Here is a 25,243-nt window from a genome sequence, read left to right as displayed (position 1 = left end):
CATCTTCACCCACCCCCGTAACACCGCCCGGCTCATACCGTGCATTGAGCACAATGTAGATCGGCTCAAGTCCCGCATCCGCCGGGAACCAGATAATTGCATCCTGGTACTCGGGAGGATGCTCCGGGTTCTCCAGTATCTTGTCGGCCTGTTCCGTGGGCGGGTACACCCATATTGTCGGTAGTGGCGGGGCGCCTTCCAGGGCCGGGACAGTTGGGGCGTCGTCAGGATTGGCGACGGGTGTCCAGGTCAGGCCGATGCCGTTGCCGAGGTCTGCGATGAACTGCTCGCCGTCCTTTCGGGCCTTGATGACGGGGACAAACTCCCAGTCTTTTTTCCCGCCGGTGTAGAAGCCGTAAGCGCTGATGGCGTTGTCCGGCAAGACCTTTACGTTGACGCGCACACGGGTGCGTCCCGCCTCCAGTGCCGCGTACTGTTCGTTTTTGTAGAAGGCGCTGTCGGGCGAAAGGCGGGTGTTGGGCATTAGCAGCGCCACTGTCCCGACCGCTGCCCCGGTCGCTACCACTGAACCCGTCAGCGATAGGGCGAGCGAACCACCGAGGCGTTGGGCCAAGGCGTTGCCCGTCGACGAGCCGGCTACCCATTCAAGCGGTGTGCCTTCGGCGGTAATCGCCGCGCCGGTGCCCAGTACAGCCCACAACCCGTAGTCAGCCAGTTTCTCGACGGGGACATAACCGGCGTGGTTGTTGTGATTGATGACACCGTCCGGGAGGTTGCAGCTTTTGGCGAACACGCAACCTTTGAATTGCGAATCGGACGTTGTGTCGAGAGCGTTTTGTCGTGTTTTTCGACGGACCTCCCAACGGGCATTGGCGTCCAGTTCATGCCGTTCGTTCTTGGCGGATACCGCTGCGCCAACATCCTGGAAGGCTTGCACTTCTTCCCGCGTGGGGAGTTGTGTTGGGGCGGGCAGAAAGTCCGGGGATTCCGGGAAACCGAGCTTTTTCATCAGCGCTTCTTTTTCGTCCTTGGACAATCCCGGCATGTAGCCGGGTTTGCCTCAACCCTATCCGGGACGCTCAGGCGTAGGCGTTAGGACGTTTCCTAAAAGCGGTGCTGAAATTTCCTATTTCATGGTGTTGCAGATGAGGGGCGAGTCGGTAAGACCGCATTATCGTTCATCGCGAGCAGGCTCGCTCCCACAGGTGACCGAGTTGCCCGGACGGACGCGGTCACTGTGGGAGCGAGCCTGCTCGCGATGACGATTTAAGATTCAACGAAAATGGTGACGGTTAACCCGTAGTCGAGGGCAAGCCCGCTCCCACAGGGGATCTGCGACGTTGGCAGGTTTTGTGTCATGCCCAGGTCACACGGCCATGCTTTAGTTTTCCTTTTTCAGGGAGAACACCATGAGCGAATTCAACCTCGGTCGCCGTCGTGTCATGCAAGCGGTCGGCGCCGGGATTTTGCTTCCCGGTCTTGCGCCGGCGGTGATTGCCTCGGTCAAGGATCGGCCGCAACTCACCGATGGCGTGCAGTCCGGCGATGTGCTGGGCGACCGGGCGATGGTCTGGAGCCGCAGCGATCGTGCGGCGCGGATGGTGGTGGAATGGGACACCCGCAGTCTGTTCACCAACCCTCGGCGTTTTGTTTCGCCACTGGCTGATGCCCGCAGCGATTTCACCGCGCGGGTCGAGCTCACCGGTCTGCCCGCCGACCAGGCGATTTTCTATCGCGTGCATTTCGAAGACGCCCAGAGCGGCGTCACCAGCGAACCCTGGTTTGGCCACTTGCGCAGCGTGCCGCAAACCCGGCGCGACATCCGTTTCGTCTGGAGCGGCGATACCGTTGGCCAGGGCTACGGCATCAACCCGGACATCGGTGGCATGCGCATCTACGAAGCCATGCGTTTGCGCCTGCCGGACTTCTTTATCCACAGCGGCGACACCATCTACGCCGACGGCCCGGTGCCGGCACAACTTGTGACTGAAAGTGGCCGCGTGTGGCGCAACATCACCAGTGACGCCAAGAGCAAAGTCGCCGAAACCCTCGACGAGTATCGCGGCAATTACCGCTACAACCTGATGGATGAAAACGTCCGTCGCTTCAACGCCGAAGTGCCGCAGATCTGGCAGTGGGACGACCACGAAGTGGTCAACAACTGGTCGCCGGGCAAGCAACTGGATGAGCGTTACCAGAGCAAGGATATCCACAGCCTGGTAGGCCGCGCACGTCAGGCGTGGCTGGAATATGCACCTATGCGTTTGCAGATCGCGGATAACGGCGGGCGGATCTATCGCCAGATCAGTTATGGGCCGATGCTGGATGTGTTTGTGCTCGACATGCGCAGTTATCGCGAGGCCAATGATGACAACCTCGGAGCAGCCAAACCCTTTCTCGGGCGTGAGCAACTGGACTGGCTCAAGCGTGAATTGAAAGCCTCCAGCGCCCAGTGGAAAGTCATTGCCGCCGACATGCCGATCGGCCTCGGTGTGCCCGACGGTGAAGTCAGTCCTGGCGTGGCGCGCTGGGAAGCGGTGGCCAACGGTGATCCGGGCGCGGCCCAGGGGCGTGAGCTGGAAATCGCCGAACTGCTTGGTTTTCTGCGGGCGCAACAGGTGCGCAATTTCCTGTTCCTGACGGCGGATGTGCATTACTGTGCGGCGCATCACTACCATCCGGATCGTGCCGCGTTTCAGGATTTCGAACCGTTCTGGGAGTTTGTTGCCGGGCCGTTGAACGCGGGGAGCTTCGGGCCTAATCCGCTGGATAAAACCTTCGGTCCTGAAGTGGTGTTCGAGAAGGCGCCGACGGCGCAGAACATGTCGCCGTTTGCCGGGTTTCAATTTTTTGGCGAGGTGAATATTGAGGGGGCGACGGGGGAGATGAGTGTGGTGTTGCGGGATCTGGATGGGGTCAGTGTGTTTGAGCAGAAGTTGCAGCCGGTAGAAGCGTAACGGACGACACTTGGCCCCTGTAGGAGCCGGCTTGCTGGCGATTGCGGTGCAACATCCAACCGATCTGTTGAATGTAAAACCGCCATCGCCAGCAAGCCGGCTCCTACAGGGGGAGGGGGTCAGTAGACGTCGCGGCGGTAGCGGCCTTGCTCGATCAAGCGCTCGACTGCTTCAACCCCGAGCACTTCGTTGAGCACCTGATCCACCCCCGAAGCCATCCCCTGCAAGCTGCCGCAGATGTAAATGACGGCTCCGTCATCCAGCCATTGCTTGAGCAAACTGGCGGATTCACGCAGGCGATCCTGCACGTAGATCTTCTCGGCCTGATCTCGCGAAAACGCCAGGTCCAGCCGTTCGATGTCCCCTGAAATCAACCACTCTTCAAGTTCGTCGCGGCACAGGTAGTCGTGCTCGCGATTGCGCTCGCCAAACAACAGCCAGTGACGTTGCTGCCCATCGGCGATCCGCGCCTTGAGCAAACTGCGCAGCCCGGCCAGGCCGGTGCCGTTGCCCAGCAGGATCATCGGCAGCGGTTCGACCGGCAGATGGAAACCGCTGTTGCGGCGCACCCGCAGGCTGATGGTGCTGCCCACCGGCGCGTGTTCGGTCAGCCATCCGGAGCCGATACCCAGGCTGCCGTCGGGGTGCAGTTCCTGGCGCACGATCAGTTCCAGCACACCGTCGGCGGCAATCGAGGCGATGGAGTATTCGCGCATGGCCAATGGCACCAAAGCATCCACCAGCGCTTGCGCGTGCAAGCCGACAAGGTGCGTGCGGTTCTCGGGCAATTGTCGAGTCGCGAGTGCTTGCTCCAGCGCTTGCGACAGGCCATCGAGCATCACCGAGGCGCGACCGTCGATCCCGAGGCCATCGAGGAAATGCTCGATTGCCCATGGGCAGTTACGCGGCAACACTTCCACCAGATCACCGGCCAGCCAACTGCTGGTGGTCGGCGCGCTGAGGCCCAGCAGATACACCGGCGAGCCGCTGCTGTCCGGGTTCATCACGTCGCGGCGGCTCAGCGTCCAGTTGTCGTAGCTCGGCGCTTGCCAGGAGTCCACGGGCGCTTGTCCGGTCAGCAGACCAAGTTGCTGCTGCCAGTGACGCAAGGCGTAAGGGTCGCCGCAGTCGACTTCCACCGGCGCGAACAAATGCTTGCCGCCGTGCTCGCCGAGCCAGGCATGCAAGCGTCGGGCGAAACCGCAGAAGTGTTGATACTGCCGGTCACCCAATCCAAGCACCGCATAATTCAGGCTCTCCAGGCTCAATGCCCGGCCCAGCACTTTGCGTTCGAAACCACGGGCGCTGTCCGGCGCTTCGCCGTCGCCGAAGGTGCTGACCACGAACAGCGCATTGCCGGAGTTCCGCAGGTCATGCTCGCTGACGCTGGCCAGCGGTTGAACCTTCACCGGCAGGCCTGCTGCTTGCAGTTGGCCGGCGGTCTGCCACGCCAGTTGTTCGGCAAACCCGCTTTGGCTGGCGAAGCCGATCAGCCACGCCGGAGTATCGCTGTCCGGTTGTTCGAGGCCTTTGCGGGCGTCCTTGATCTGCTTTTTCTTGCGTCGACGATCGAGGTACAGCAACCAGCCCGTGACGAAAAACAGCGGCATGGTCAGCGCGCTGAGCGTCAGGACGATCCGCCCGACAATCCCGAAGTAACTGCCGACGTGCAGCGCGTAGATGCTCGTCAGCAGTTGCGCCTTGAAGCTTTTGTCGCTGTAGCGGTCATGGCGTTTGACGACGCCGGTGGCCGGATCGAGGGTGATCTGGTTCAGCGCGCGGTCGTGGGGCGAGGTGGTCAACAGGTAAAACACCGTCGCGGGTTGCCCGGCCACAGGCGGCATACGAATGTTGTAGGCACTCAATGCCGGGCCGGCAGCGCTGTAAATGCTGCTCCACATCGATGCGTAATCAGCCGTCGGTGCCGGGCCTTCCGGTGCCGGGCCACGATTGCGAACACGTTCATTCTGCGGCGCATCGGACAGCAATCGGGTCAGGCCCTTGTTGTACCACTCATAGGACCAGGACAACCCGGTCAGCGCTGCCAACAGATAAAACACCAGGCACCAGGTGCCGGCCACCGAGTGCAAATCCCAGTTGAAGCTGCGGCCTGTTTTCTTCCAGTCGAGGGTCAGCCAGGCGCGCCAGCTTTTCCATTGACGCGGCCAGCGCAGGTACAGGCCGGACAGGCAGAAGAACAGCAGAATCAGCGTGCACGCGCCGGTGATCTGCCGACCGGTATCGCCCATGGCGAGGAAGCGGTGCAGTTTCAGCATCAGGTCGAAGAAACCCTGGCCGGTGGCGTCGCCCATGAACTCGGCGGTGTACGGGTCGAAGTAGCGCATCTCCCCGCGACGCTCACCCGGTGGCGGGGTGAAGTTCACCCGTGCAGCGTTACCGCTGTCGGTGTCGACCCAGAGCATCGAGACTTTCTTACCCGATGCACCCTCGATTTTTTCCACCAGTTTAGCGGGCGGCAGCACACCGGCGACCTGTTTCTCGACCTGCAACACCGACGGGTTGAGTGCGCGCAGGATTTCATCCTCAAACGACACTATCGCCCCGGTGATGCCCATGAGGGCCAGGACCAGCCCGGCACTGATACCGAAAAACCAGTGCAACTGGAACAGGGTTTTCTTCAACACGTCACTCGCCTTGTTCGTTCGAAATTGTTATCACGGCGCGCATTATGCCGTGGGTTGTCGAGAAGCATTCTTTTTTACGCACAAAAGCCCCGTTCATGGAGATGAACGGGGCTTTGCGCGTCCCTGTAGGAGCGAGCTTGCTCGCGATGGTCGTTAACGATAACGCGTACTGACTGGATGAACGCGTTGTCCAGACGTTTTTCGCCGGCAAGCCGGTCTCGCTCCTACAGGGGTTAGGTTAGAAGTGGAAGTTTGCGCTCAGCAGGGCGGTACGACCGGCCGCCACGTGGGCGTAGTGGTTCTGCAGTATCTGGTCGAAGTAACGCTTGTCGGTCAGGTTCTGCACGTTGAGTTGCAGGTCGACGTTTTTGGTCAGACGGTAGCTGGCCATCGCGTCGTAACGCCAGTAGGACGGGATCTCCACCGAGTTGGCGATGTTGCCGAACTGCGAGTCAACAAAAGTGGCACCCGCACCCACGGTAAGCTTGTCCGGTACCACGTCGTAAGTCGTCCACAGGGTGAAGTTGTTCCGCGGGGTGCTCGGCATGTGGTTGCCTTCATCGGCGGCGAGGGTGGTTTTGACCACTTCGCTTTCCATGTAGGTGTAGCCGCCGAAGACCCTCCAGTTGCGGGTCAGCTTACCGGTGTACGACAGTTCGAGGCCGTTGACAGTTTGCTCGCCGTCCAGCACTTGCGAGGTGGCACCATCCGGATCGTTCATGCGTGCGTTGGTTTTCTCGGTGCGGAACAGTGCAGCGGTCAGCGACAGGTCGTCACCGAAGAAGTCCCACTTGGTGCCGATCTCGTAGTTGCGGTTCTTTTCCGGGTCCAGATCGGTGTTGTTCGCCGCCAGATCCAGGCCACCGTTGCCGCTGGTTTCACCGGACGGGTTGCTGGAGGTGGAGTAGGCCGCGTAGATGCTGCCGTTAGGCAGCGGGTTGTAGACCACGCCGATCTGGTAGTTGACCAGGTCGCTGGTGTTCTCGCGGGAGAAGTCGTTCGCCGGCGCTGTGCTGCTAGCGTTGGCGTGGCCGCTGGATTCGACCTGGTAGTTGTCATAACGCAGGCCCAGGTTCAGGGACCATTGATCGTTGAACTTCAGCGTGTCGAACACGTAGGCCGCGGCGGTTTTGGTGTCGGTGTCGGTGAACGCGGCGCTGTCGGTAATCGTGCCGTTCCAGTTATCCCCAGGTGTCGGGTTGTACAGGCTGGTGCAGTCGCCGGAGCGGAAGAGTGCAGGGTTGCACGTCGTGCCGCCGGCGGCCGAAGTCAGGATGTACGGGCGGTTGTGGGTGTCTTGATAAGAGAACTCAATACCGGTAACCAGGCTGTGTGCGATGGTGCCAGTGTCGAACTTGGCGCTCAGGTCGGTCTGGTTGATCCAGCCGCTGGACGTCGAATTACGGCTCTTGGCGCCACGGTACACATTGCCCTTGGCGACGTTGCCCTTGCTGTCGTCCGGGTTGGTGACGATGTAGTCCAGCGTCGAACGGGACATGCGGAAGCTGTTGGACACGGTCAGGTCTTCATTCAGATCGTGCTCGATCTTGAAGGTGCCGCTGTCATTGGTGGTTTCGCGAAAGTCGCGGCTGGTGATGCCGTAGAAATTGTCGCGGTCGACATGCACCGGTTTGTCGACGTTGTACTTGCTGCGGGCCGGGTTCAGGGTCAGCGGAATGCCGTAGTCCGGCATGTCGTCGGTTTCAACGTGGTAGTAACCGAGGGTCATGCGGGTATCGGTGCCCAGGCCGAAGGCGAACGTCGGCGCGACACCCCAGCGGCTGACGTCCACGGTGTCACGGCCGGCGACATTGGCTTCGTGTTTCATCAGGTTCAGGCGGAAGGCCGAGGTGTCGGTCATCTGCTGGTTCAGGTCGAGTGTGGTGCGCTTGGTCTGATCCGAGCCCCAGGTGAAGCCGCCATTGTAGAAACTGCCCAGTTTGGCGGTCTTGCTCACCAGGTTCAGGCTGCCACCGGTGGAGCCGGCGCCGGTGTAGGCCGACCCCGGGCCTTTGCTGACTTCGATCGATTCTACGTTGAAGATTTCGCGGCTCTGGGACGCCGGATCGCGCATGCCGTCGACGAACGTGTCGCTTTCAGCGTTGAAGCCACGAATGATCGGACGGTCGCCCGCCGGGTTACCGCCTTCGCCAGCGCCGAAGGTGATGCCGGGTGTCGTGCGCAAGGCGTCGACCAGGCTGGTAGCGCCCGTGTCGCGGATCACCTGTTGCGGAATCACGGTGACACTTTTCGGTGTTTCGCGCAGCGGTGCGGTGTATTTCTTGTTGGCCGAGGTATCGGTCTTGTAGGAGGTATCGTCCTGTGTTTCGCCGGTGATGGCAGTGGCGTCCAGGGAAATCGCATTGTTCGGCGCTTTTTCGGTCTTTTCAGCCGCGAAAACCATATGCCCCGCAGAGCCGGCGGTGATTGCCACGCCAATCGCAGAAGCGAGCAAACGCGGTGAATTGACAGGTAATTGTGGTTGTTGGCGTGACATGTGAATTCCCCTCCCCAAGGATTTGAGGCCGCGGAATATAGGGTAGACGCGTCTATGTATCAATTGCGAAACGTTTCTATTCGCACTGAATTTACATTCTTTACAATTTACCCTTACGGTTTTTGCTGTTTCATTCGTCATAGGGGTTTTACAGCGTCAATAAGAATCAATACCATTGACGCCCCTTTGCCTTCAGGTGGTCCTCATGCTGCTGCACATTCCCGGCTTGTTCGCTAAAGAAGAAGTGCAGCGCATCCGCGAGGCTCTGGAACAGGCGGATTGGGCCGACGGCAAGATCACCGCCGGCTATCAGTCGGCCAAGGCCAAACACAACCTGCAACTGCCGGAAGGTCATCCACTGGCCAAGGAAGTCGGCGCGGCGATGCTGGAACGGTTGTGGAAAAATCCGCAGTTCATGTCAGCGGCGTTACCGCACAAGGTCTTTCCTCCGTTGCTGAACTGTTACACAGCGGGCGGCAGTTTCGACTTTCATATCGACAACGCCGTGCGCCAGCCCAAAGGCAGTATCGAGCGTGTGCGTACGGATTTGTCGGCGACCCTGTTCTTCAGCGAGCCGGACGACTACGACGGCGGCGAACTGGAAATCCAGGACACCTACGGCACCCAGCGCGTGAAGTTGCCGGCCGGCGACATGGTCTTGTACCCCGGCACCAGCCTGCACAAGGTCAATGCCGTCACCCGTGGTACACGGTTCGCCTCATTCTTCTGGACCCAAAGCCTGATTCGCGAAGACAGCCAGCGCGCCTTGCTGTTCGAGATGGACGGTGCGATCCAGCAACTGACGCAGGACATGCCCGACCACCCTTCACTGATCCGCCTGACCGGCACGTATCACAACCTGTTGCGTCGCTGGGTCGAGGTATGAGTTTTCAACTGCGCCGCGAGGAAGTGCTCGACGGCGATCACCTCAAAGCCATGCTTGAGGAAAGTCCTGCGCGTGCTGCTCAGGCGATCCTGATCGCTGCCCGCGAAGGTGTGCTCGACGCGCAAGCCTTGCTCGGCCAGATTCTGCTGGACGGACAGGGCATCGCGCTGGATCAACCGCTGGCGCTGCGCTGGTTCGAGATAGCCGCTCAGCGCGGGCACCTGATGGCGCGCAACATGCTCGGTCGCTGTCATGAACATGGCTGGGGTTGTGCGGCAGATGCTTCAGTTGCAGCGCAGCATTATCGCGTCGGCGCTGAAGCCGGACTGGATTGGGCGATGTACAACTATGCCAACCTGCTGGCGACCGGGCGCGGCGTGGGGGAGGATCAGGTACAGGCGCTGAACCTCTATCGCCGCGCTGCGGAGCTGGGCCATGCGAAGTCGATGAACCTGCTTGGACGCTATCTGGAAGAGGGCAGGGTTTGCCCGCAGGATACGGCTGCTGCTCGCGACTGGTATCGGCGCTCCGCAGCTGGCGGGGACTTTCGCGGGCAGTTCAGTTATGCCGCGGTGCTGGCGGCTGAAGATAACATCGACGAGGCGCTGGCCTGGTTGCGCAAGGCACTGGCTGGCGGGAATCTGAATTTTCTGCGGGTGGCGAGTAAAGCGTTGTTGAACGCGACCGATCCACAGATTCGCGCCCTTGCATCAGCGTATGCCGAGCGGTTCGCCGAACTCGAACAGACGCTCGCCCCCCTGTAGGAGCGAGCTTGCTCGCGATGAACTGGAGAGCGCCGTATTTATCCAGACAACGCGCGTTATCGTTGACGACCATCGCCAGCAAGCTGGCTCCTACAAGGGGTAGCGGTGTTTTTCGGATACAAAAAAGCCCATGACACGTCATGGGCTTTTTGATTTCTGCGTGCAGCGCTTACACGTAGAACGACTTCAGCGGCGGGAAGCCATTGAACTCGACGGCGCTGTAGCTGGTGGTGTACGCACCGGTCGACAGCCAGTACAAACGATCACCGATCGCCAAGTTCAGCGGCAAACCGTACTTGTAGTTTTCGTACATGATGTCGGCGCTGTCGCAGGTCGGGCCGGCGATAACGACTTCTTCCACTTCGCCTTTCTTTTCGGTCCAGATCGGGAACTTGATGGCTTCGTCCATGGTTTCGATCAGGCCGGAGAACTTGCCCACATCCGTGTACACCCAGCGCTCGACGGCGGTGCGGGATTTGCGTGCGACCAACACCACTTCACTGACCAGGATGCCGGCGTTGGCGATCAACGAACGGCCCGGTTCCAGGATGATTTCCGGCAGATCGTCGCCGAAGTCTTCCTTGAGGAAACGGATGATTTCTTCAGCGTAGGTTTCCAGGCTGTTGGTGCGGGTGATGTAGTTGGCCGGGAAGCCGCCGCCCATGTTGATCAGCTTCAGGTGGATGCCGTCTTCTTCTTTCAGGCGCTCGAAGATCACTTTGACCTTGGCGATCGCTGCGTCCCAGACGCTGATGTCGCGCTGTTGCGAGCCGACGTGGAACGAGATGCCGTAAGGCACCAGGCCCAGGTCACGAGCGAGGATCAGCAGGTCCATGGCCATGTCGGTCTGGCAGCCGAATTTGCGCGACAAAGGCCAGTCTGCGGTGGTCGAACCTTCGGTGAGGATGCGCACGTAGACTTTCGAGCCAGGTGCAGCCTTGGCGATGTTGCGCAGGTCGGCTTCGGAGTCGGTGGCATACAGACGCACGCCCTTCTCGTAGAAGTAGCGGATGTCCTTGGATTTCTTGATGGTGTTGCCGTAGCTGATGCGATCCGGGCCAACGCCCTGGTTCATCACTTTATCGAGCTCGTAGATCGAGGCGATGTCGAAGTTCGAGCCTTTCTCTTTGAGCAGGTCGATGATTTCGACGGCCGGGTTGGCCTTGACGGCGTAGTAGACCTTGGCGAATTCGAAACCGGCGCGCAGGTCGTCATAGGCCTGGCTGATCATCGCGGTGTCGATTACCACGAACGGGGTTTCTTGTTTGTCGGCGAATGCCTTCATTTTCTGAAAGGTATCGCGCGCGAAATAGTCTTCGACGTTGATCGACATGCTGGGAACTCCTACTGGCAAACTAGATTAATCAATGGGTGCAAATGAACGTCCTCCGTATCCCCACTTTGGTTCGCCTACTTCCCAAGGCATGTCGCCGAAAGCAAAAAGGCCATGGGAAGCGGTGCTTTCCCTTGGCCTTGCTGTCTCGTCGTCAGTACTTGAGCCGGATGGATCGTTTCCAGCATGGACGTTCGGCGCGAACTTTAGGGCGTGAGGGGCTTTAGATCAACAAAAAATGTCGCGTTTTTGCACTTGTCTGACGCACGTTGCCGCCAGCTCTCCTTGTACTCGACACAGATGACAGGCCGATGTTCCCGAGAAATTCTGAAGTGTTAAAAATACCTGCACGTTCGACGCTTATGTCTGCCAACTCAAAGACAACTGCGATGGCGTCAACATCGGCGACGATAGCTGCGAAAAGGTCGGTTGAGTGATTTTTTGACTGTTTCGGCGGACTTTTTTAGAGACCGCTTGCCGAGGCAGGTGTTGATATTTTTTTCCGGTCACAGGCTGTACTGTTTTTGTGGGAGTGAGCCTGCTCGCGATGGCAATTTCAAATTCAACATCTTCGTTGGCTGACAAGGTGCTATCGCGAGCAGGCTCGCTCCCACAGGGTTTGCATGTTTACCCAGCTATATAAATGTCAGGCAACAGCCTCGGCTGGCGAAACAATGCTGGTCTTGCCGCCTCGGGACTTGCCGGAGCTCAGGTACTCGGCAATCGATTCCTGCGTCACTTCGCCGAGGAACACTCGCTCGGCATCCATCACCGGCAACCACGAACGGTTGAACTCGTACATTCGCGACAACAGGATGCGCAAATGCTCGTCGTACGCCGCCGTGGCATTGAACTCACGCAGGTACTGCGCGCAAGCCCCGGTCTGACGGTGCAGGTCGCGACGTCGTACATAACCGAGCGCCTTGTTCTCACCGTCCGTGACCACGACATAACGACGGTCATGTTCATCCATCAACTCCAGCGCTTCAGTCACCGGCGTCTCCGGGCTGACGGACGGTGCGTTGTCCGCCGCGTCTTCGGCCTTCACCAGCAGCAGACGCTTGAGCGTGCTGTCCTGGCCGACGAAGTTGCTGACAAAGTCGTCCGCCGGGTGCGCCAGCAGCGTGTCCGGGTGATCGATCTGCAACAGCTTGCCGGCGCGGAAGATCGCAATCTTGTCGCCGAGCTTGATCGCTTCGTCGATATCGTGGCTGACCATGATCACGGTCTTGTTCAGCGCCCGTTGCATCTCGAAGAACTCGTTCTGGATCATCTCGCGGTTGATCGGGTCGACCGCGCCGAACGGTTCATCCATCAACAGCAACGGCGCATCCGCCGCCAGTGCGCGAATCACGCCGATCCGTTGCTGCTGACCACCGGACAACTCGCGCGGATAACGATTCAAATATTGCTTGGGTTCAAGCTTGATCATGCTCATCAACTCGCGGGCGCGGTCGTGGCACTTCTGTTTGTCCCAGCCCAGCAGGCGCGGAACGATGGTGATGTTTTCCTCGATGGTCATGTTCGGGAACAGGCCGATCTGCTGGATCACGTAACCGATGTTGCGACGCAGGGTCACTGCGTCGAGGTCAGTGGTGTCTTCGCCGTTGATCAGGATCTTGCCGGAGGTCGGTTTGATCAGGCGGTTGATCATCTTCAGCGTGGTGCTTTTGCCGCAGCCCGATGGCCCGAGGAACACACAGATTTCGCCTTCATTGACGGTCAGGCTGACCGAGTCCACGGCTTTCACATCTTTGCCGTTGCTTTGGAAAGTCTTGCTGAGGTTTTGAAGTTCGATCATTTGAGCAGTCCTTTTGGAGTCAGCGTGCGTTGCAGCCATTGCAGAAGCAGGTCGGCGAAGATGGCCAGGAGACTGACCAGCACGGCGCCGACGATCAGCATCGACATGTCGCTGCGGCTGATGGAAGCGAGAATGAGGACACCGAGGCCACCGGCACCGATGGTCGCGGCGATGGTCATGACACCGATGTTCATGACCACGGCGGTGCGCACGCCGGCGAGGATCACCGGCACGGCGATGGGCAGTTCGACCATGCGCAGGCGCTGGCCGAAGGTCATGCCGATGCCGCGTGCGGCTTCGCGAATGCCCGGTTCGACGCCAGTCAGGGCGAGGTAGGTGTTACGCATGATCGGCAGCAGCGAGTACAGAAACACTGCGGTGATCGCCGGCATCGGCCCCAGGCCCTGGCCGAATTTGGAGTAGAACGGCAGCAGCAGGCCGAACAGCGCAATTGACGGCACGGTCAGCAGCACCGTGGCGCTGGCTTGCAAGGGACCGGCGAGCGTCGGGAAACGCGTCATCAGAATGCCCAGCGGCACGCCGACCAGAATCGCCAGGGTCACGGCGATGCCGACCAGCGTGATGTGCTGCCAGGTCAGGTGCAGCACCTGCGGCCAGTCAAGATGGGAAAAGGCGTTGAGAAATTCCATGACTTTTCCTCCTTAGTTGATGGGGTGCTGGCGCAGGAAATCGGCAGCAACGGATGAAGGACTTTCGTGATCGACATCGACCCGCGCGTTGAGCTGGCGCATGGTTTCGTCATCGAACAGCTCGGCCAGAGGTTTGATCTCTTGCGCCAGTTTCGGGTGGGCATCGAGGTAAACCTGACGCACCACCGGCGCGGCGGTGTAGTCCGGGAAGTAGTGCTTGTCGTCTTCAAGCAGTTTCAACTTGAAGGCGTTCAAGCGACCGTCGGTGGTGTAGACCAGACCGGCAAACACCTGGCCATTGCGCAGGGCGGTGTAGACCAGGCCTGCATCCATCTGGCGGATGTTTTTGCGCGTCAGGTTCATGCTGTAGAGGTCGACCATGCCGTCCAGACCGTCTGAGCGGTTGGCGAACTCGGTGTCCAGCGCGACCAGGTGATTAGTCTTCGCCTCAGCCTGCATCACCGTGTTCAGCTCGCTGATGGTGTTGATCTGCGGGTAGGCCTTTGCGGTTTTTTCCGGCAGGGCCAGGGCGTAGGTGTTGCTGAACTTCGACGGGGTCAGCCAGACCAGGCCTTTTTTCGCGTCGAGTTCTTTCACCTTGGCGTAGGACTGAGCGCTGTCGAGCTTTTCGGAGACATGGTTGTAGGCCACCAGCGACACGCCGGTGTATTCCCACATCAGGTCCAGTTGGCCACTTTCGTGGGCACTGCGAGCGAGGTTGCTGCCCAGACCACCAGTCACCTGGGTGTCATAACCCTTGGTGCGCAGGTATTGGGAGGTGATTTCCGCGAGCAGGGTTTGTTCGGTGAACACCCGGGCGCCGATGCGGATCACCGGTTTTTCAGCGGCTTGGGCGATTCCCGAGAACAGCAGAACGCAGCCTAGTAAAAAGCTTGATGTCTTCATGATTATTCCTTTGCCGAGGCTTAAGACGGGCGCAAGCCGCGTTCGAGCCAGAGGCGGCTGGCGAGTGTCACCAGGCCGTCGAGCAGCAAGGCCAGCAGGGCGGTGCAGGCCGCACCGAGGAGCAATTGCGGCTGATTGTTCAGGGCGATGCCGGGGAAAATCAGGCTGCCCAGGCTGTTGGCGCCGATCAGGAACGCCAGCGGTGCAGTACCGACGTTGATCGCCAGCGCCACACGCACACCGCCGATGATGATCGGCACGGCGTTCGGCAGTTCGACCTGCCACAGCACTTGAGTCGGCGTCATGCCGATGCCGACGGCCGCTTCTTTCAAAGAACCCTGGACGTTTTTCAGACCTTCATAGGTATTGCGCACGATCGGCAACAGCGAGGCGAGGAACAGGGCGAAGATCGCGGGGCCGCTGCCGATGCCCAGAATCCCCAGAGCAATGGCCAGTACGGCGAGAGGCGGCACGGTGTTGCCGATGTTGAAGAGCTGCATGAAGCGTTCGGCGCGTCCCACCATGGTCGGACGGCTGAGGTAGATACCGGCGGGTATGCCCACAACAAGGGCGGCCAGCATGGAGGCGAGGACGAGAATCAGATGAGCTTGCAGGTAAAACAACAAATCGTCGCGGTACTGTTCAATCGTGTTGATGCCAATCCAGTGGACCAGCAGGGCCAGAAGGGCGAAGACAACCGCACCTCCTGTCAGCCCTTTGCCATAGCGAATAGCCACAGGCGGACTCCTTTTTTCTTTGTCGGCGAACGCAGCTTCGTGTGGCAATGCCAGTCCTGGCTGCCGAAGTAAGCGTTCGCGAGAAGCAGCTCTTTATGCACCGAATGCGCTCTTCTGTAGGAGCGAGCCTGCTCGCGAAAAAAGTCCAGACAACGCGTTGATTCAGACCGCACGCGTTATCGTTGACGCTCATCGCGAGCAAGCTCGCCCTACAGGGGAGGGCGTACGGCTTTTCGAGCCATAAGCGCAGCCTCGTCAGGCTAACTTGCTGATTTTTCAGCCCCTGGGACGAGTGCCGTAACAGGGGAGTGGACGCCTCCACCTTTTAAAAGGTTCCATAATTGGCAGCAGATAGCCACCCTTGATGACCGAACACGCCCCCGCTCGATGCCATAACGCAACCCTGTAGGAGCCGGCTTGCCGGCGATGAGGACCGAGAGATCTCCGCAAGGCGTACGGCCCCAATCGCCGGCAAACCGGCTCCTACAAAAGTCCGCGCGTCCGGGCGGGCGGTGGTCCGTGGCGGTCGGTTTGCGCTATACTCGCCGCCCTTTTTTGAATCACCGCCAGGCGATTTCCCATGACCAAACAGGCCGCCGAAGTCGCGAAACGCCGCACTTTCGCCATTATTTCCCACCCCGATGCCGGTAAAACCACCATCACCGAGAAGCTCTTGCTGATGGGCAAGGCGATTGCGGTTGCCGGCACGGTGAAGTCTCGCAAGTCCGACCGCCATGCCACCTCCGACTGGATGGAAATGGAAAAGCAGCGGGGTATCTCGATTACCACGTCGGTCATGCAGTTCCCGTATCGCGATCACATGATCAACCTGCTCGACACCCCGGGCCACGAAGACTTCTCCGAAGACACCTACCGCACCCTGACGGCGGTGGACTCGGCATTGATGGTCCTCGACGGCGGTAAGGGTGTAGAGCCACGGACCATCGCGTTGATGGACGTCTGCCGTCTGCGTGACACGCCGATTGTCAGCTTCATCAACAAACTCGACCGTGACATCCGCGACCCGATCGAACTGCTCGACGAAATCGAAGCGGTCCTGAAGATCAAGGCCGCGCCGATCACCTGGCCGATTGGTTGCTACCGCGATTTCAAAGGCGTTTATCACCTCGCCGACGACTACATCATCGTGTACACCGCCGGTCACGGCCACGAGCGCACCGATGTGAAAATCATCGAAAAGCTCGACTCCGATGAAGCCCGCGCGCACTTGGGCGACGAGTACGATCGCTTCGTTGATCAACTGGAACTGGTGCAGGGCGCCTGCCACGAATTCAACCAGCAGGAATTCCTCGACGGCCAACTGACCCCGGTGTTTTTCGGTACCGCGCTGGGCAACTTCGGTGTCGATCACGTGCTCGACGCCGTGGTCAACTGGGCGCCGAAACCGCTGGCCCGTGTCGCCAACGAGCGCACCGTGGAACCGGTCGAAGAGAAATTCAGCGGCTTCGTGTTCAAGATCCAGGCGAACATGGACCCGAAACACCGCGACCGTATCGCCTTCATGCGCATTTGCTCCGGCAAGTACGAAAAAGGCATGAAGATGCGCCACGTGCGTACCGGCAAGGACGTGCGGATCGGCGATGCCCTGACGTTCTTCTCCTCCGAGCGTGAGCAACTGGAAGAAGCGTTTGCCGGCGACATCATCGGCCTGCACAACCACGGCACCATCCAGATCGGCGACACCTTTACCGAAGGCGAAGTCCTGGGCTTCACCGGTATCCCGCACTTCGCCCCGGAACTGTTCCGTCGCGTGCGTCTGCGTGATCCGCTGAAATCCAAGCAACTGCGCCAAGGTTTGCAGCAATTGGCGGAAGAAGGCGCCACCCAGGTGTTCTTCCCTGAGCGCAGCAACGACATCATCCTCGGCGCTGTCGGTGTGCTGCAGTTCGACGTGGTCGCCAGCCGCTTGAAAGAGGAATACAAGGTTGAGTGCTCCTACGAGCCGATCACCGTGTACTCCGCGCGCTGGATCGATTGCGACGATAAGAAGAAGTTCGAGGAGTTCCGGGTCAAGGCCGTGGAAAACCTCGCGGTCGACGGCGGTGGTCACCTGACCTACCTGGCGCCGACCCGCGTCAACCTGGCGCTGATGGAAGAACGCTGGCCGGACGTGAAATTCCGTGCGACGCGTGAGCACCACTAAGCGCTGAGCTGCAAAACCAAAAGCCCCGGTCGCGAAAGCACCGGGGTTTTTTAATGCCTGTCACAAATCCCCCCTGTAGGAGCCAGCTTGCTGGCGATGGACCAGAGAACGCCGCGTTAATCCTGACAGCGCGCGTTATCGTTTACGACCATCGCCAGCAAGCTGGCTCCTACAGAAAAGCATCGTGTTAGCGGGTTTGGTTATAGGCCATATTCACAACCAATCTCTAAAGCCAGCGCATTCCGTCTCTTCGTTAGCGTCCTATCTGGAGAACCCGGCTGATCGGAACTAGATTTCAAAGAGCGCCAGCCAGGTACAGATGTTTCACCTGCCAAAGGATGGAATCGACTATGAACAGGTTGCTACGCGTTGTGCTGCTGTTGAAGGTTTTGCTGATGCTGGCCCTCGGCAGTTCGGCGGTCTGGGCCGAGTGTGAGGATCACGAAAGCCAGGCATCGAGCGGGCAGGCAACGCACACCGGCATGATGATCGCCAAGTCCGAATCAGAGCCCGGTGATCAGGGGCAGGGCGGCAGCGCGGACGATGATGATACGACCACTGACGAGCCGGACAGTGACGAGGAAGAAGGGGCCTGAATAGCAGGCAAAATAAAACCCCTTCGACCCGATTGACGCGCAATCGAACCAGAAGAGGTTTTTGAACAGATCACCTATCCCTTGTAGGAGCGAGCCTGCTCGCGATGGAGTATCAGTAACAGCCGTGTTGGCTGACACTCCATCGCGGGCAGGCTCGCTCCTACAGGTTTTTTCAGCCCGCTGTTACGCCGCGCCGTCGAGGAATTGCTCCGCGTAGTGGCAAGCCACCTGGCGATTATCGAGAGGGCGCAGGGCTGGCTCTTCGGTTTTGCAACGGTCGGTCGCGTACGGGCAACGCTTGTGGAAAGCGCAGCCCGACGGCGGGTTCAGCGGGTTGGGCAACTCGCCGACGATCTTGATCTTCGGCTTGTTCGGGTCCGGGTGAATGGTCGGTGTGGCCGACAGCAACGCCTGGGTGTACGGGTGCAGCGGGCGCTCGTAGATGTCGTTCTTCGGGCCCATTTCCACCGGGCGACCGAGGTACATCACCATCACGTCATCGGCAACGTGTTGCACCACGGCCAGGTTGTGCGAGATGAACACGTAAGCGGTGTTGAACTCTTGCTGCAGATCCATGAACAGGTTCAGCACCTGCGCCTGGATCGATACGTCCAGCGCCGAGGTCGGTTCGTCCGCGACCAGCACTTTCGGTTGCAGCATCATCGCGCGAGCGAGGGCGATCCGCTGGCGCTGACCGCCGGAGAACATGTGCGGATAGCGCTGGTAATGCTCAGGGCGCAGACCCACCTGCTTCATCATCGCCTGCACTTTCTCGCGACGCTCGGCGGCGCTGAGGCTGGTGTTGATCAGCAGCGGCTCGGCGAGTTGATCACCGACTTTCTGCCGAGGGTTCAACGAGGCGTACGGGCTCTGGAACACCATCTGCACGTCTTTGCGCAGTTGTTTGCGTTGAGCCTTGTCAGCCCCGGCGACTTCCTGCCCGGCGATTTTCAAGGAGCCGGAAGACGGCTCTTCGATCAGCGTCAGGGCGCGGGCCAGGGTGGATTTGCCGCAACCGGATTCGCCCACGACAGCGAGGGTCTTGCCGGCTTCCAGTTCAAACGACACACCGTTCAGGGCGCGTACGGTCGCATGGCCCTTGAACAGGCCGCGGGACACTTCGTAGTGACGGGTGAGGTCGCGGGCGGTAAGTACGACGGCCATTACGCCACCTCCTGGTTCAGCGGGTAGAAGCAGCGGGCGAGGCTGTTGCTTTTCGGGTCAAGGGCCGGACGCTGCGCACGGCAGCTGTCCTGCACATACGGGCAGCGCGGCGACAGCAGGCAGCCTTGCGGACGGTCGTAACGACCGGGAACGATGCCCGGCAGTGTCGACAGGCGTGAGGCGCCGAGGCTGTGTTCCGGAATCGCCTTGAGCAGCGCTTCGCTGTACGGGTGCGCCGGAATGTCGAACAGTTGTGGCACCTGACCAACCTCTACGGCCTGGCCGGCGTACATCACGCACACACGCTGGGCAGTTTCGGCCACGACCGCGAGGTCGTGAGTGATCAGCACCAGGCCCATGTTCTGCTCTTTCTGCAACGCCAGGAGCAGGTCCATGATCTGCGCCTGAATCGTTACGTCCAAAGCGGTGGTCGGTTCGTCGGCGATCAGCAGTTTCGGCTCGCCGGCAATCGCCATGGCGATCGCAACACGCTGGCTCATACCGCCGGACAGTTGATGCGGGTAGGCCTCCATGCGGCTGGCGGCGCCCGGGATTTCCACTTTTTCCAACAGTTCGATGGCGCGTTTGCGCGCTTGCTTGCCGGACATTTTCAGGTGCAGGCGCAGCACTTCTTCGATCTGGAAACCGACGGTGTAGCTCGGGTTCAGCGCGGTCATCGGGTCCTGGAAGACCATGGCCAGGTCTTTGCCGACGATTTGCCGACGCTGACGGTTGCTGAGCTTGAGCATGTTCTTGCCGTCGAAATTCAGGGCGTCGGCGGTGACGATCCCCGGATGCTCGATCAGACCCATCAGCGCCATCATGGTCACGGATTTACCCGAACCCGACTCGCCAACGATGGCCAGCACTTCGCCCTTGTCCACGGAAATGTCGAGCCCGTCGACCACCGGAACGGCGTTCTTGTCGCCGAAGCGAACGTTGAGATTCTTGATTTCTAACAGTGACATTTGAATCTCCTCAGGCGGCGTTCTTGAGTTTCGGGTCCAGCGCATCGCGCAGGCCGTCGCCCATCAAGTTGATTGCCAGCACGCTGAGCAAAATGGTCAAACCAGGCAGACTTACTACCCACCAGGCGCGTTCGATGTAGTCGCGAGCCGAAGCCAGCATGGTGCCCCACTCAGGGGTTGGCGGTTGTACGCCAAGGCCCAGGAAGCCAAGGGCTGCGGCATCGAGAATCGCCGAGGAGAAACTCAGGGTGGCCTGAACGATCAGCGGCGCCATGCAGTTGGGCAGCACGGTGACGAACATCAGGCGTGGCAGACCGGCACCGGCCAGGCGCGCGGCGGTCACGTAGTCGCGGTTCAGCTCGCCCATCACCGCAGCGCGGGTCAGACGAACATAGGACGGCAACGAAACCACGGCGATGGCAATGATGGTGTTGATCAGGCCAGGGCCGAGGATGGCGACAATCGCCACGGCCAGCAGCAGCGAGGGCAGGGCCAGCATGATGTCCATCAGACGCATGATGGTCGGGCCAAGGATGCGCGGGAAGAAGCCGGCGAACAGACCGAGCAGGATGCCCGGGATCAGCGACATCACCACCGACGACAAGCCGATCAGCAGGGACAGGCGCGAACCGTTGATCAGGCGCGACAGCAGGTCGCGGCCCAGTTCATCGGTGCCGAGCAGGAACTGGATTTGCCCGCCTTCCAGCCAGGACGGCGGGGTCAGCAGGAAGTCACGGTATTGCTCACTCGGGTTATGTGGCGAGACCCACGGCGCGAAGATCGCGCAGAAGATCACCAGCAACATGAACATCAGGCCGGCGACGGCGCCTTTGTTCTTGGAGAACGCTTGCCAGAATTCTTTGTACGGGGACGGGTACAGCAGGCTTTGATCGACTGTTACCGCTTGATTTGTAGTTGAAGCTGGAGTGGTCATGGTCATGATCTCAGCGCTGGTGACGGATGCGTGGGTTGGCGAAGCCGTAGAGGATGTCCACGATGAAGTTCACCAGAATCACCAGGCAGGCGATTAACAGGATGCCGTTTTGCACCACGGGATAATCCCGTGCGCCAATGGCTTCGATCAGCCATTTGCCGATGCCGGGCCACGAGAAGATGGTTTCGGTCAGGACCGCACCGGCCAGCAATGTGCCGACTTGCAGGCCGACCACGGTCAGTACCGGAATCAGTGCGTTGCGCAGGCCGTGTACAAACACTACGCGCGACGGCGACAGGCCTTTGGCCTTGGCGGTCCGGATGTAGTCTTCGCGCAGCACTTCGAGCATCGAAGAACGGGTCATCCGCGCAATCACCGCCAGCGGGATGGTGCCGAGCACGATGGCCGGCAGGATCAGGTGATGCAGGGCATCGAGGAACGCACCGACGTCATCGGCCAGCAGCGTGTCGATGAGCATGAAGCCGGTGCGCGGCTCGATGTCATAGAGCAGGTCGATCCGCCCGGACACCGGGGTCCAGCCCAGGGACACCGAGAAGAACATGATCAGGATCAGGCCCCACCAGAAGATCGGCATCGAATATCCCGCCAGGGAGATGCCCATCACCCCATGGTCGAACAGGGATCCTCGCTTGAGTGCCGCGATCACCCCGGCCAGAAGGCCCAGGATGCCGGCGAACAACAGGGCGGCCATGGACAGTTCCAGGGTCGCGGGGAATAGAGAGCTGAACTCGCTCCACACGCTTTCACGGGTACGCAGGGATTCGCCGAGATCGCCGTGAGCCAGTTTGCCGATGTAATCCAGGTATTGGGCATACAGCGGTTTGTTCAGACCTAGGCGTTCCATTGCCTGAGCATGCATTTCGGGGTCGACTCGTCGTTCGCCCATCATTACTTCCACGGGGTCGCCTGGAATCATGCGAATCAACGCGAAAGTCAGCAAGGTGATGCCGAAGAACGTGGGGATCAATAACCCCAATCGGCGGGCAATAAAACTAAACATCTTCTGGTGTACCTCATCAGCCGGTTAGGCGTGCCTGGTGTCCCTGGAGTCAGGGACACCGGGAGTTTTCTTATCTACTTCACCTGGGTGGTGGCGAAGTTATTAGTGGTGAGGGGGCTAATGTGATAACCCTCTACGTTGTTGCGCATTGCGGTGAACATTCTAGTGTGCGCCATGCTGATCCATGGCTGGTCCTGGTTAAAAATAACCTGGGCCTGCTCGTACAGCGCTGCCCGCTCGGCCGGATCGGTTTTTTCGCGAGCCTGGTCGATCAGCGCCTGGAACTTGTCATTGCACCAGCGTGCATAGTTTTCGCCGTTCTTCGCGGCTTCGCAACTGAGCATAGGCGTCAGGAAGTTATCCGGGTCGCCGTTATCACCCGCCCATCCGGCGGAAACCATGTCGTGCTCGCCGTTTTTCGCGCGTTTGAGCATTTCGCCCCATTCCATCACGCGAATGTCGATCTTGATCCCGACCTTGGCCAGGTCAGCCTGCATCATCTGCGCGCCGAGCATCGGGTTCGGGTTGGTCGGGCCGCCACCGTTGCGGGTGAACAGGGTGAAGGTGGTGCCTTCCGGTACGCCGGCTTCCTTGAGCAGGGCGCGGGCCCTGTCCAGATCACGGGCCGGGTTTTTCAGGCTGTGGTTGTAGCCCAGCAGCGTGTCCGGGAACGGGTTGACCGCCACTGTCGCATTGCCTTTACCAAACAGCGCGTTGACATAAGCCTCTTTATCGAAGGCGATGTCGATGGCTTTGCGCACCCGCACGTCGCTCATGTACTTGTGCGTGGTGTTCATGGCGATGTACGAAACGGTCATCGCGTTCAGTTCATCGACGCTCAGTTTGGCGTCTTTCTTGATGCTCGGGATGTCATCCGGCTTCGGATACAGCGCGACCTGGCACTCGTTGGCCTTGAGCTTTTGCAGGCGCACGTTGTTGTCGGTGGCGATGGCCAGAATCAACGAGTCAGCCGGCGGCTTGCCACGGAAGTAGTCCGGGTTGGCCTTGAAGCGAACCTGGGCGTCCTTGGCGTAACGCTGGAAAACGAACGGGCCGGTGCCGACCGGTTTGTTGTTGAGGTCGCCGGTCTTGTTCGTCTTGAGCAGCTGGTCGGCGTACTCGGCAGGGTAAATCGAGGAGAACGCCATGGCGATGTCGGCCAGGAACGGCGCTTCGCGGCGGGTCAGGGTGAATTTGACCGTGTTGTCGTCAACTTTCTCGACGCTTTTCAGCAGTTCCTTGAAGCCCATGCTTTCAAAGTACGGGAAGCCCACGCTCGACAGTTTGTGCCACGGGTGTTTCGGGTCCAGTTGACGCTGGAAGCTCCAGACCACGTCGTCGGCGTTCATGTCGCGGGTCGGCTTGAAGTATTCGGTGGTGTGAAACTTGACGCCTTTGCGCAGGTGGAACGTGTAGGTCAGGCCGTCTTCGCTGATGTCCCAGGACTCGGCCAGTGCCGGAATCACTTCAGTGGTACCGGGCTTGAAGTCCGCCAGGCGGTTGAAGATGGTTTCGGCCACCGCATCGGCTGTGACTGCAGTCGTGTATTGAACCATGTCGAAGCCTTCCGGACTGGCTTCGGTGCAAACCACCAAGGGTTTGGCCGAGACGCCAACGGCAACACTCAGCAACGCGGCAGCGATGGCCGCACGTAGGGGAAGCATTTTCATCAAGAGCCCTCTGCAATCAGTTAAGGACAAAAGCCGAACGGTAGATTCGTCACTGAATCAGCCGTTCGGCGGGTACATTACAGAACGTTGAACGGGATGGTGGTCACGAGACGGAACTCGTTGATGCTGCCGTCAGCCTGGTTTTCGCTGGCGCGATGCGTGGTGTAAGTCGCACGAATTGCGGTGGCTTTGAGCGGGCCGCTTTGTACGGCGTACGACGCACCGATACCGTATTCGTAGTGGTGTTCGCCGTCCTGGGCCTGGATACCGTCGTAGCCTTTGTCTTTGACGCCGCCGTTGCCGTTGTAGTGAGTGCCGTCAATGCCCCAGCCGCGAGCCTGGTAGATGTTGAACTTCAGGCCTGGTACGCCGTATTCAGCCATGTTCAGGCCGTAGGCGATCTGGAAGGATTTCTCGTTCGGGCCGTTGAAGTCCGACAGCAGGGAGTTGGCCAGGTAGATGCCGTTGGTTTCGTGCAGGTAGTCGAAGTACTCGTTACCGTTCACTTCCTGGTAGGAGAAGGTCAGGGAGTGAGCCTGGTGAGTCAGGCCGAACGACAGGGAATAGGTGTCGTTGTCGATGTCGCCGATCAGGGCTTTACCTTCGTCCTGGGTTTTGTAGTAGTTCAGGCCGGTGGTCAGGCTCAGCACCGAGCTGTCGCCCAGTACGTGGGACGCGCCGACGTAGTACTGGTTCCAGATGTCTTCGGCCTGGGTTGCCCAGAGGCTGGTGGTCAGGCTGGCGAACGGCGTGTAGGTGATACCGCCGGTGTAGATGTGATCGGATTCAACGATGCCGTTGGCGTATTCGGTGCGGAATTTACGCTGGCTTTGTTCGGTACGCGGAGAGTTGCGGTCGAAGGTGCCGAGGTCGAAGGTCAGGTTTTCCAACTCTTCGCTGTGCAGCGTCACACCTTCGAAGCTCGAAGGCAGTGGACGGTTACCGATGACGTCCACTTGCGGGCTGCTGAAGTTCTGGCGACCGGCCGTCAGCGTGGTGTTGGAGAAACGGGCCTTGACGTTGGCCAGGCCCAGTTTGCTCCACTGGTCTACGGCATCGCCACCTTCTTCGGTCAGCGTACGGTTATACCCCGCCTTTGGACGATCACCCGGTGCACCACCGAAGCGAGAGGCCAGGTCTTCGCGATCACGATTCAGGGCGATGGCATTGTAGGCCGCGACCTCAGTGCTGAAACCGACAGTACCTTCGGTAAAGCCCGAGTTGTACTTGATGATGGTGCCCTGGACCCAGTTGATCCGACGGTCTGTGTCGGTCAATACGCCACTTTTGTTGTACTGGAACTTGGCGCCGCGCTTCAGCTGCTCATTCGCATACCAGTTGCGCGTGGAACCGGTGACCGATTGCCCTTCAACAAAGCCGGTGGCTTCGCTTTGGGCGCTCTTTTCCTTGACGGTGACCGGTGTGAAAGCCTGGCTCTGGGACTCAGCGTAGGCCGTGGCGGTAACGCTGCTGATGGCCAGGGCCAATAACGCGGTGCTGCTCAGTTTCATGGGTGAAGCTCCTTTCTTTCTTTTTTTATACCGGTCTTTTTTTGTGATCCGGCTATTGGTTTTGGAACTCATACAAGG

The 25,243-nt window shown here is 59.7% G+C and carries 19 protein-coding genes; 5 read left to right on the top strand and 14 right to left on the bottom strand.

What is annotated here, in order from left to right; all coding sequences use genetic code 11:
* Window positions 1–1,006, bottom strand: a 1,006-nt coding sequence (locus KGB24_RS01880) for an S-type pyocin domain-containing protein (protein WP_223474720.1), incomplete at its 3' end; no start/stop codon positions are given.
* 364 nt (window positions 1,007–1,370) lie between these two features.
* Between KGB24_RS01880 and KGB24_RS01875 the strand changes: the two genes are divergently transcribed.
* Window positions 1,371–2,918, top strand: a complete 1,548-nt coding sequence (locus tag KGB24_RS01875; RefSeq protein ID WP_223415151.1) for an alkaline phosphatase D family protein — start codon at window positions 1,371–1,373, stop codon at window positions 2,916–2,918.
* A 119-nt stretch (window positions 2,919–3,037) separates the two neighbouring features.
* Here KGB24_RS01875 and KGB24_RS01870 read toward each other — a convergent pair whose 3' ends face one another.
* Window positions 3,038–5,563 carry a PepSY domain-containing protein gene (locus KGB24_RS01870; protein WP_223415150.1) on the bottom strand — a complete coding sequence of 842 codons (2,526 nt, stop codon included), beginning with the start codon at window positions 5,561–5,563 and terminating at the stop codon, window positions 3,038–3,040.
* A 238-nt stretch (window positions 5,564–5,801) separates the two neighbouring features.
* On the bottom strand, window positions 5,802–8,060 hold the full coding sequence (locus tag KGB24_RS01865) for a TonB-dependent receptor (protein WP_008024426.1): 2,259 nt from the start codon (window positions 8,058–8,060) through the stop codon (window positions 5,802–5,804).
* A gap of 205 nt (window positions 8,061–8,265) precedes the next feature.
* On the opposite strand from KGB24_RS01865, the gene KGB24_RS01860 reads away from it, so the two are divergent.
* Both KGB24_RS01860 and KGB24_RS01855 read left to right on the top strand, forming a co-directional pair.
* On the top strand, window positions 8,266–8,946 hold the full coding sequence (locus KGB24_RS01860) for a Fe2+-dependent dioxygenase (protein WP_223415149.1): 681 nt from the start codon (window positions 8,266–8,268) through the stop codon (window positions 8,944–8,946).
* Window positions 8,943–9,710 (top strand): tetratricopeptide repeat protein, encoded by a 768-nt coding sequence (locus KGB24_RS01855; RefSeq protein ID WP_223415148.1) that lies wholly within the window; start codon window positions 8,943–8,945, stop codon window positions 9,708–9,710. Before KGB24_RS01860 ends, KGB24_RS01855 begins: the two co-directional genes overlap by 4 nt.
* A 169-nt stretch (window positions 9,711–9,879) precedes the next feature.
* On the opposite strand, the gene KGB24_RS01850 is transcribed toward KGB24_RS01855, so the two are convergent.
* The 5 genes from KGB24_RS01850 to KGB24_RS01830 form a co-directional block, all read right to left on the bottom strand.
* Window positions 9,880–11,043, bottom strand: coding sequence for a type III PLP-dependent enzyme (locus KGB24_RS01850; protein WP_008024420.1), 1,164 nt, complete (start codon window positions 11,041–11,043; stop codon window positions 9,880–9,882).
* 646 nt (window positions 11,044–11,689) lie between these two features.
* Window positions 11,690–12,844 (bottom strand): betaine/proline/choline family ABC transporter ATP-binding protein, encoded by a 1,155-nt coding sequence (locus KGB24_RS01845; protein ID WP_223415147.1) that lies wholly within the window; start codon window positions 12,842–12,844, stop codon window positions 11,690–11,692.
* Window positions 12,841–13,494 (bottom strand): ABC transporter permease, encoded by a 654-nt coding sequence (locus KGB24_RS01840; RefSeq protein WP_007900392.1) that lies wholly within the window; start codon window positions 13,492–13,494, stop codon window positions 12,841–12,843. Before KGB24_RS01840 ends, KGB24_RS01845 begins: the two co-directional genes overlap by 4 nt.
* Before the next feature lie 12 nt (window positions 13,495–13,506).
* Window positions 13,507–14,400, bottom strand: coding sequence for a glycine betaine ABC transporter substrate-binding protein (locus tag KGB24_RS01835; protein ID WP_223415146.1), 894 nt, complete (start codon window positions 14,398–14,400; stop codon window positions 13,507–13,509).
* A 20-nt stretch (window positions 14,401–14,420) separates the two neighbouring features.
* Entirely contained in the window at window positions 14,421–15,137 is a 717-nt protein-coding gene (locus tag KGB24_RS01830) for an ABC transporter permease (RefSeq protein ID WP_223415145.1), read from the bottom strand.
* 580 nt (window positions 15,138–15,717) lie between these two features.
* Between KGB24_RS01830 and KGB24_RS01825 the strand changes: the two genes are divergently transcribed.
* Together KGB24_RS01825 and KGB24_RS01820 are read left to right on the top strand one after the other, a co-directional pair.
* Complete coding sequence (locus KGB24_RS01825; protein ID WP_008024413.1) at window positions 15,718–17,301, top strand: peptide chain release factor 3; 1,584 nt, start codon at window positions 15,718–15,720, stop codon at window positions 17,299–17,301.
* 350 nt (window positions 17,302–17,651) lie between these two features.
* Window positions 17,652–17,897, top strand: a complete 246-nt coding sequence (locus tag KGB24_RS01820) for a hypothetical protein (RefSeq protein ID WP_008024411.1) — start codon at window positions 17,652–17,654, stop codon at window positions 17,895–17,897.
* A 183-nt stretch (window positions 17,898–18,080) separates the two neighbouring features.
* On the opposite strand, the gene KGB24_RS01815 is transcribed toward KGB24_RS01820, so the two are convergent.
* The 6 genes from KGB24_RS01815 to KGB24_RS01790 all read right to left on the bottom strand — a co-directional run bounded on the left by KGB24_RS01815 (window position 18,081) and on the right by KGB24_RS01790 (window position 25,165).
* The gene (locus KGB24_RS01815) at window positions 18,081–19,061 is read right to left on the bottom strand and encodes a peptide ABC transporter ATP-binding protein (RefSeq protein WP_008024408.1); all 981 of its coding nucleotides are present in this window, start codon (window positions 19,059–19,061) and stop codon (window positions 18,081–18,083) included.
* Window positions 19,061–20,029: an ABC transporter ATP-binding protein gene (locus KGB24_RS01810; protein ID WP_008024406.1), complete on the bottom strand. Its 969-nt coding sequence runs from the start codon at window positions 20,027–20,029 to the stop codon at window positions 19,061–19,063. The genes KGB24_RS01815 and KGB24_RS01810 overlap by 1 nt, the downstream gene beginning before the upstream one ends.
* A 10-nt stretch (window positions 20,030–20,039) precedes the next feature.
* Window positions 20,040–20,963 carry an ABC transporter permease subunit gene (locus KGB24_RS01805; protein ID WP_008024403.1) on the bottom strand — a complete coding sequence of 308 codons (924 nt, stop codon included), beginning with the start codon at window positions 20,961–20,963 and terminating at the stop codon, window positions 20,040–20,042.
* A 10-nt stretch (window positions 20,964–20,973) separates the two neighbouring features.
* The gene (locus KGB24_RS01800) at window positions 20,974–21,984 is read right to left on the bottom strand and encodes an ABC transporter permease subunit (RefSeq protein ID WP_008024401.1); all 1,011 of its coding nucleotides are present in this window, start codon (window positions 21,982–21,984) and stop codon (window positions 20,974–20,976) included.
* Window positions 21,985–22,058: 74 nt separating this feature from the next.
* Window positions 22,059–23,654: an ABC transporter substrate-binding protein gene (locus KGB24_RS01795; RefSeq protein WP_223415144.1), complete on the bottom strand. Its 1,596-nt coding sequence runs from the start codon at window positions 23,652–23,654 to the stop codon at window positions 22,059–22,061.
* Window positions 23,655–23,731: 77 nt separating this feature from the next.
* A complete protein-coding gene (locus KGB24_RS01790) occupies window positions 23,732–25,165 on the bottom strand; it encodes an OprD family porin (RefSeq protein ID WP_223415143.1) in 1,434 nt (477 codons plus the stop codon).
* Window positions 25,166–25,243: the final 78 nt, after the last annotated feature.

It is taken from the genome of Pseudomonas sp. BF-RE-25 (assembly GCF_019956105.1).
In the GTDB taxonomy this organism is placed as follows: Bacteria; Pseudomonadota; Gammaproteobacteria; order Pseudomonadales; family Pseudomonadaceae; genus Aquipseudomonas; species Aquipseudomonas migulae.
This window is presented reverse-complemented; position numbering and strand designations above follow the sequence as displayed.

What these genes read in the sequence shown, in the direction of transcription:
- KGB24_RS01875 (WP_223415151.1), top strand. Translation starts at nt 1,371, where the DNA reads ATGAGCGAATTCAACCTCGGTCGCCGTCGTGTCATGCAAGCGGTCGGC.
- KGB24_RS01865 (WP_008024426.1), bottom strand. Translation starts at nt 8,060, where the DNA reads ATGTCACGCCAACAACCACAATTACCTGTCAATTCACCGCGTTTGCTC.
- KGB24_RS01860 (WP_223415149.1), top strand. Translation starts at nt 8,266, where the DNA reads ATGCTGCTGCACATTCCCGGCTTGTTCGCTAAAGAAGAAGTGCAGCGC.
- KGB24_RS01855 (WP_223415148.1), top strand. Translation starts at nt 8,943, where the DNA reads ATGAGTTTTCAACTGCGCCGCGAGGAAGTGCTCGACGGCGATCACCTC.
- KGB24_RS01850 (WP_008024420.1), bottom strand. Translation starts at nt 11,043, where the DNA reads ATGTCGATCAACGTCGAAGACTATTTCGCGCGCGATACCTTTCAGAAA.
- KGB24_RS01845 (WP_223415147.1), bottom strand. Translation starts at nt 12,844, where the DNA reads ATGATCGAACTTCAAAACCTCAGCAAGACTTTCCAAAGCAACGGCAAA.
- KGB24_RS01840 (WP_007900392.1), bottom strand. Translation starts at nt 13,494, where the DNA reads ATGGAATTTCTCAACGCCTTTTCCCATCTTGACTGGCCGCAGGTGCTG.
- KGB24_RS01835 (WP_223415146.1), bottom strand. Translation starts at nt 14,400, where the DNA reads ATGAAGACATCAAGCTTTTTACTAGGCTGCGTTCTGCTGTTCTCGGGA.
- KGB24_RS01825 (WP_008024413.1), top strand. Translation starts at nt 15,718, where the DNA reads ATGACCAAACAGGCCGCCGAAGTCGCGAAACGCCGCACTTTCGCCATT.
- KGB24_RS01820 (WP_008024411.1), top strand. Translation starts at nt 17,652, where the DNA reads ATGAACAGGTTGCTACGCGTTGTGCTGCTGTTGAAGGTTTTGCTGATG.
- KGB24_RS01815 (WP_008024408.1), bottom strand. Translation starts at nt 19,061, where the DNA reads ATGGCCGTCGTACTTACCGCCCGCGACCTCACCCGTCACTACGAAGTG.
- KGB24_RS01810 (WP_008024406.1), bottom strand. Translation starts at nt 20,029, where the DNA reads ATGTCACTGTTAGAAATCAAGAATCTCAACGTTCGCTTCGGCGACAAG.
- KGB24_RS01805 (WP_008024403.1), bottom strand. Translation starts at nt 20,963, where the DNA reads ATGACCACTCCAGCTTCAACTACAAATCAAGCGGTAACAGTCGATCAA.
- KGB24_RS01800 (WP_008024401.1), bottom strand. Translation starts at nt 21,984, where the DNA reads ATGTTTAGTTTTATTGCCCGCCGATTGGGGTTATTGATCCCCACGTTC.
- KGB24_RS01795 (WP_223415144.1), bottom strand. Translation starts at nt 23,654, where the DNA reads ATGAAAATGCTTCCCCTACGTGCGGCCATCGCTGCCGCGTTGCTGAGT.
- KGB24_RS01790 (WP_223415143.1), bottom strand. Translation starts at nt 25,165, where the DNA reads ATGAAACTGAGCAGCACCGCGTTATTGGCCCTGGCCATCAGCAGCGTT.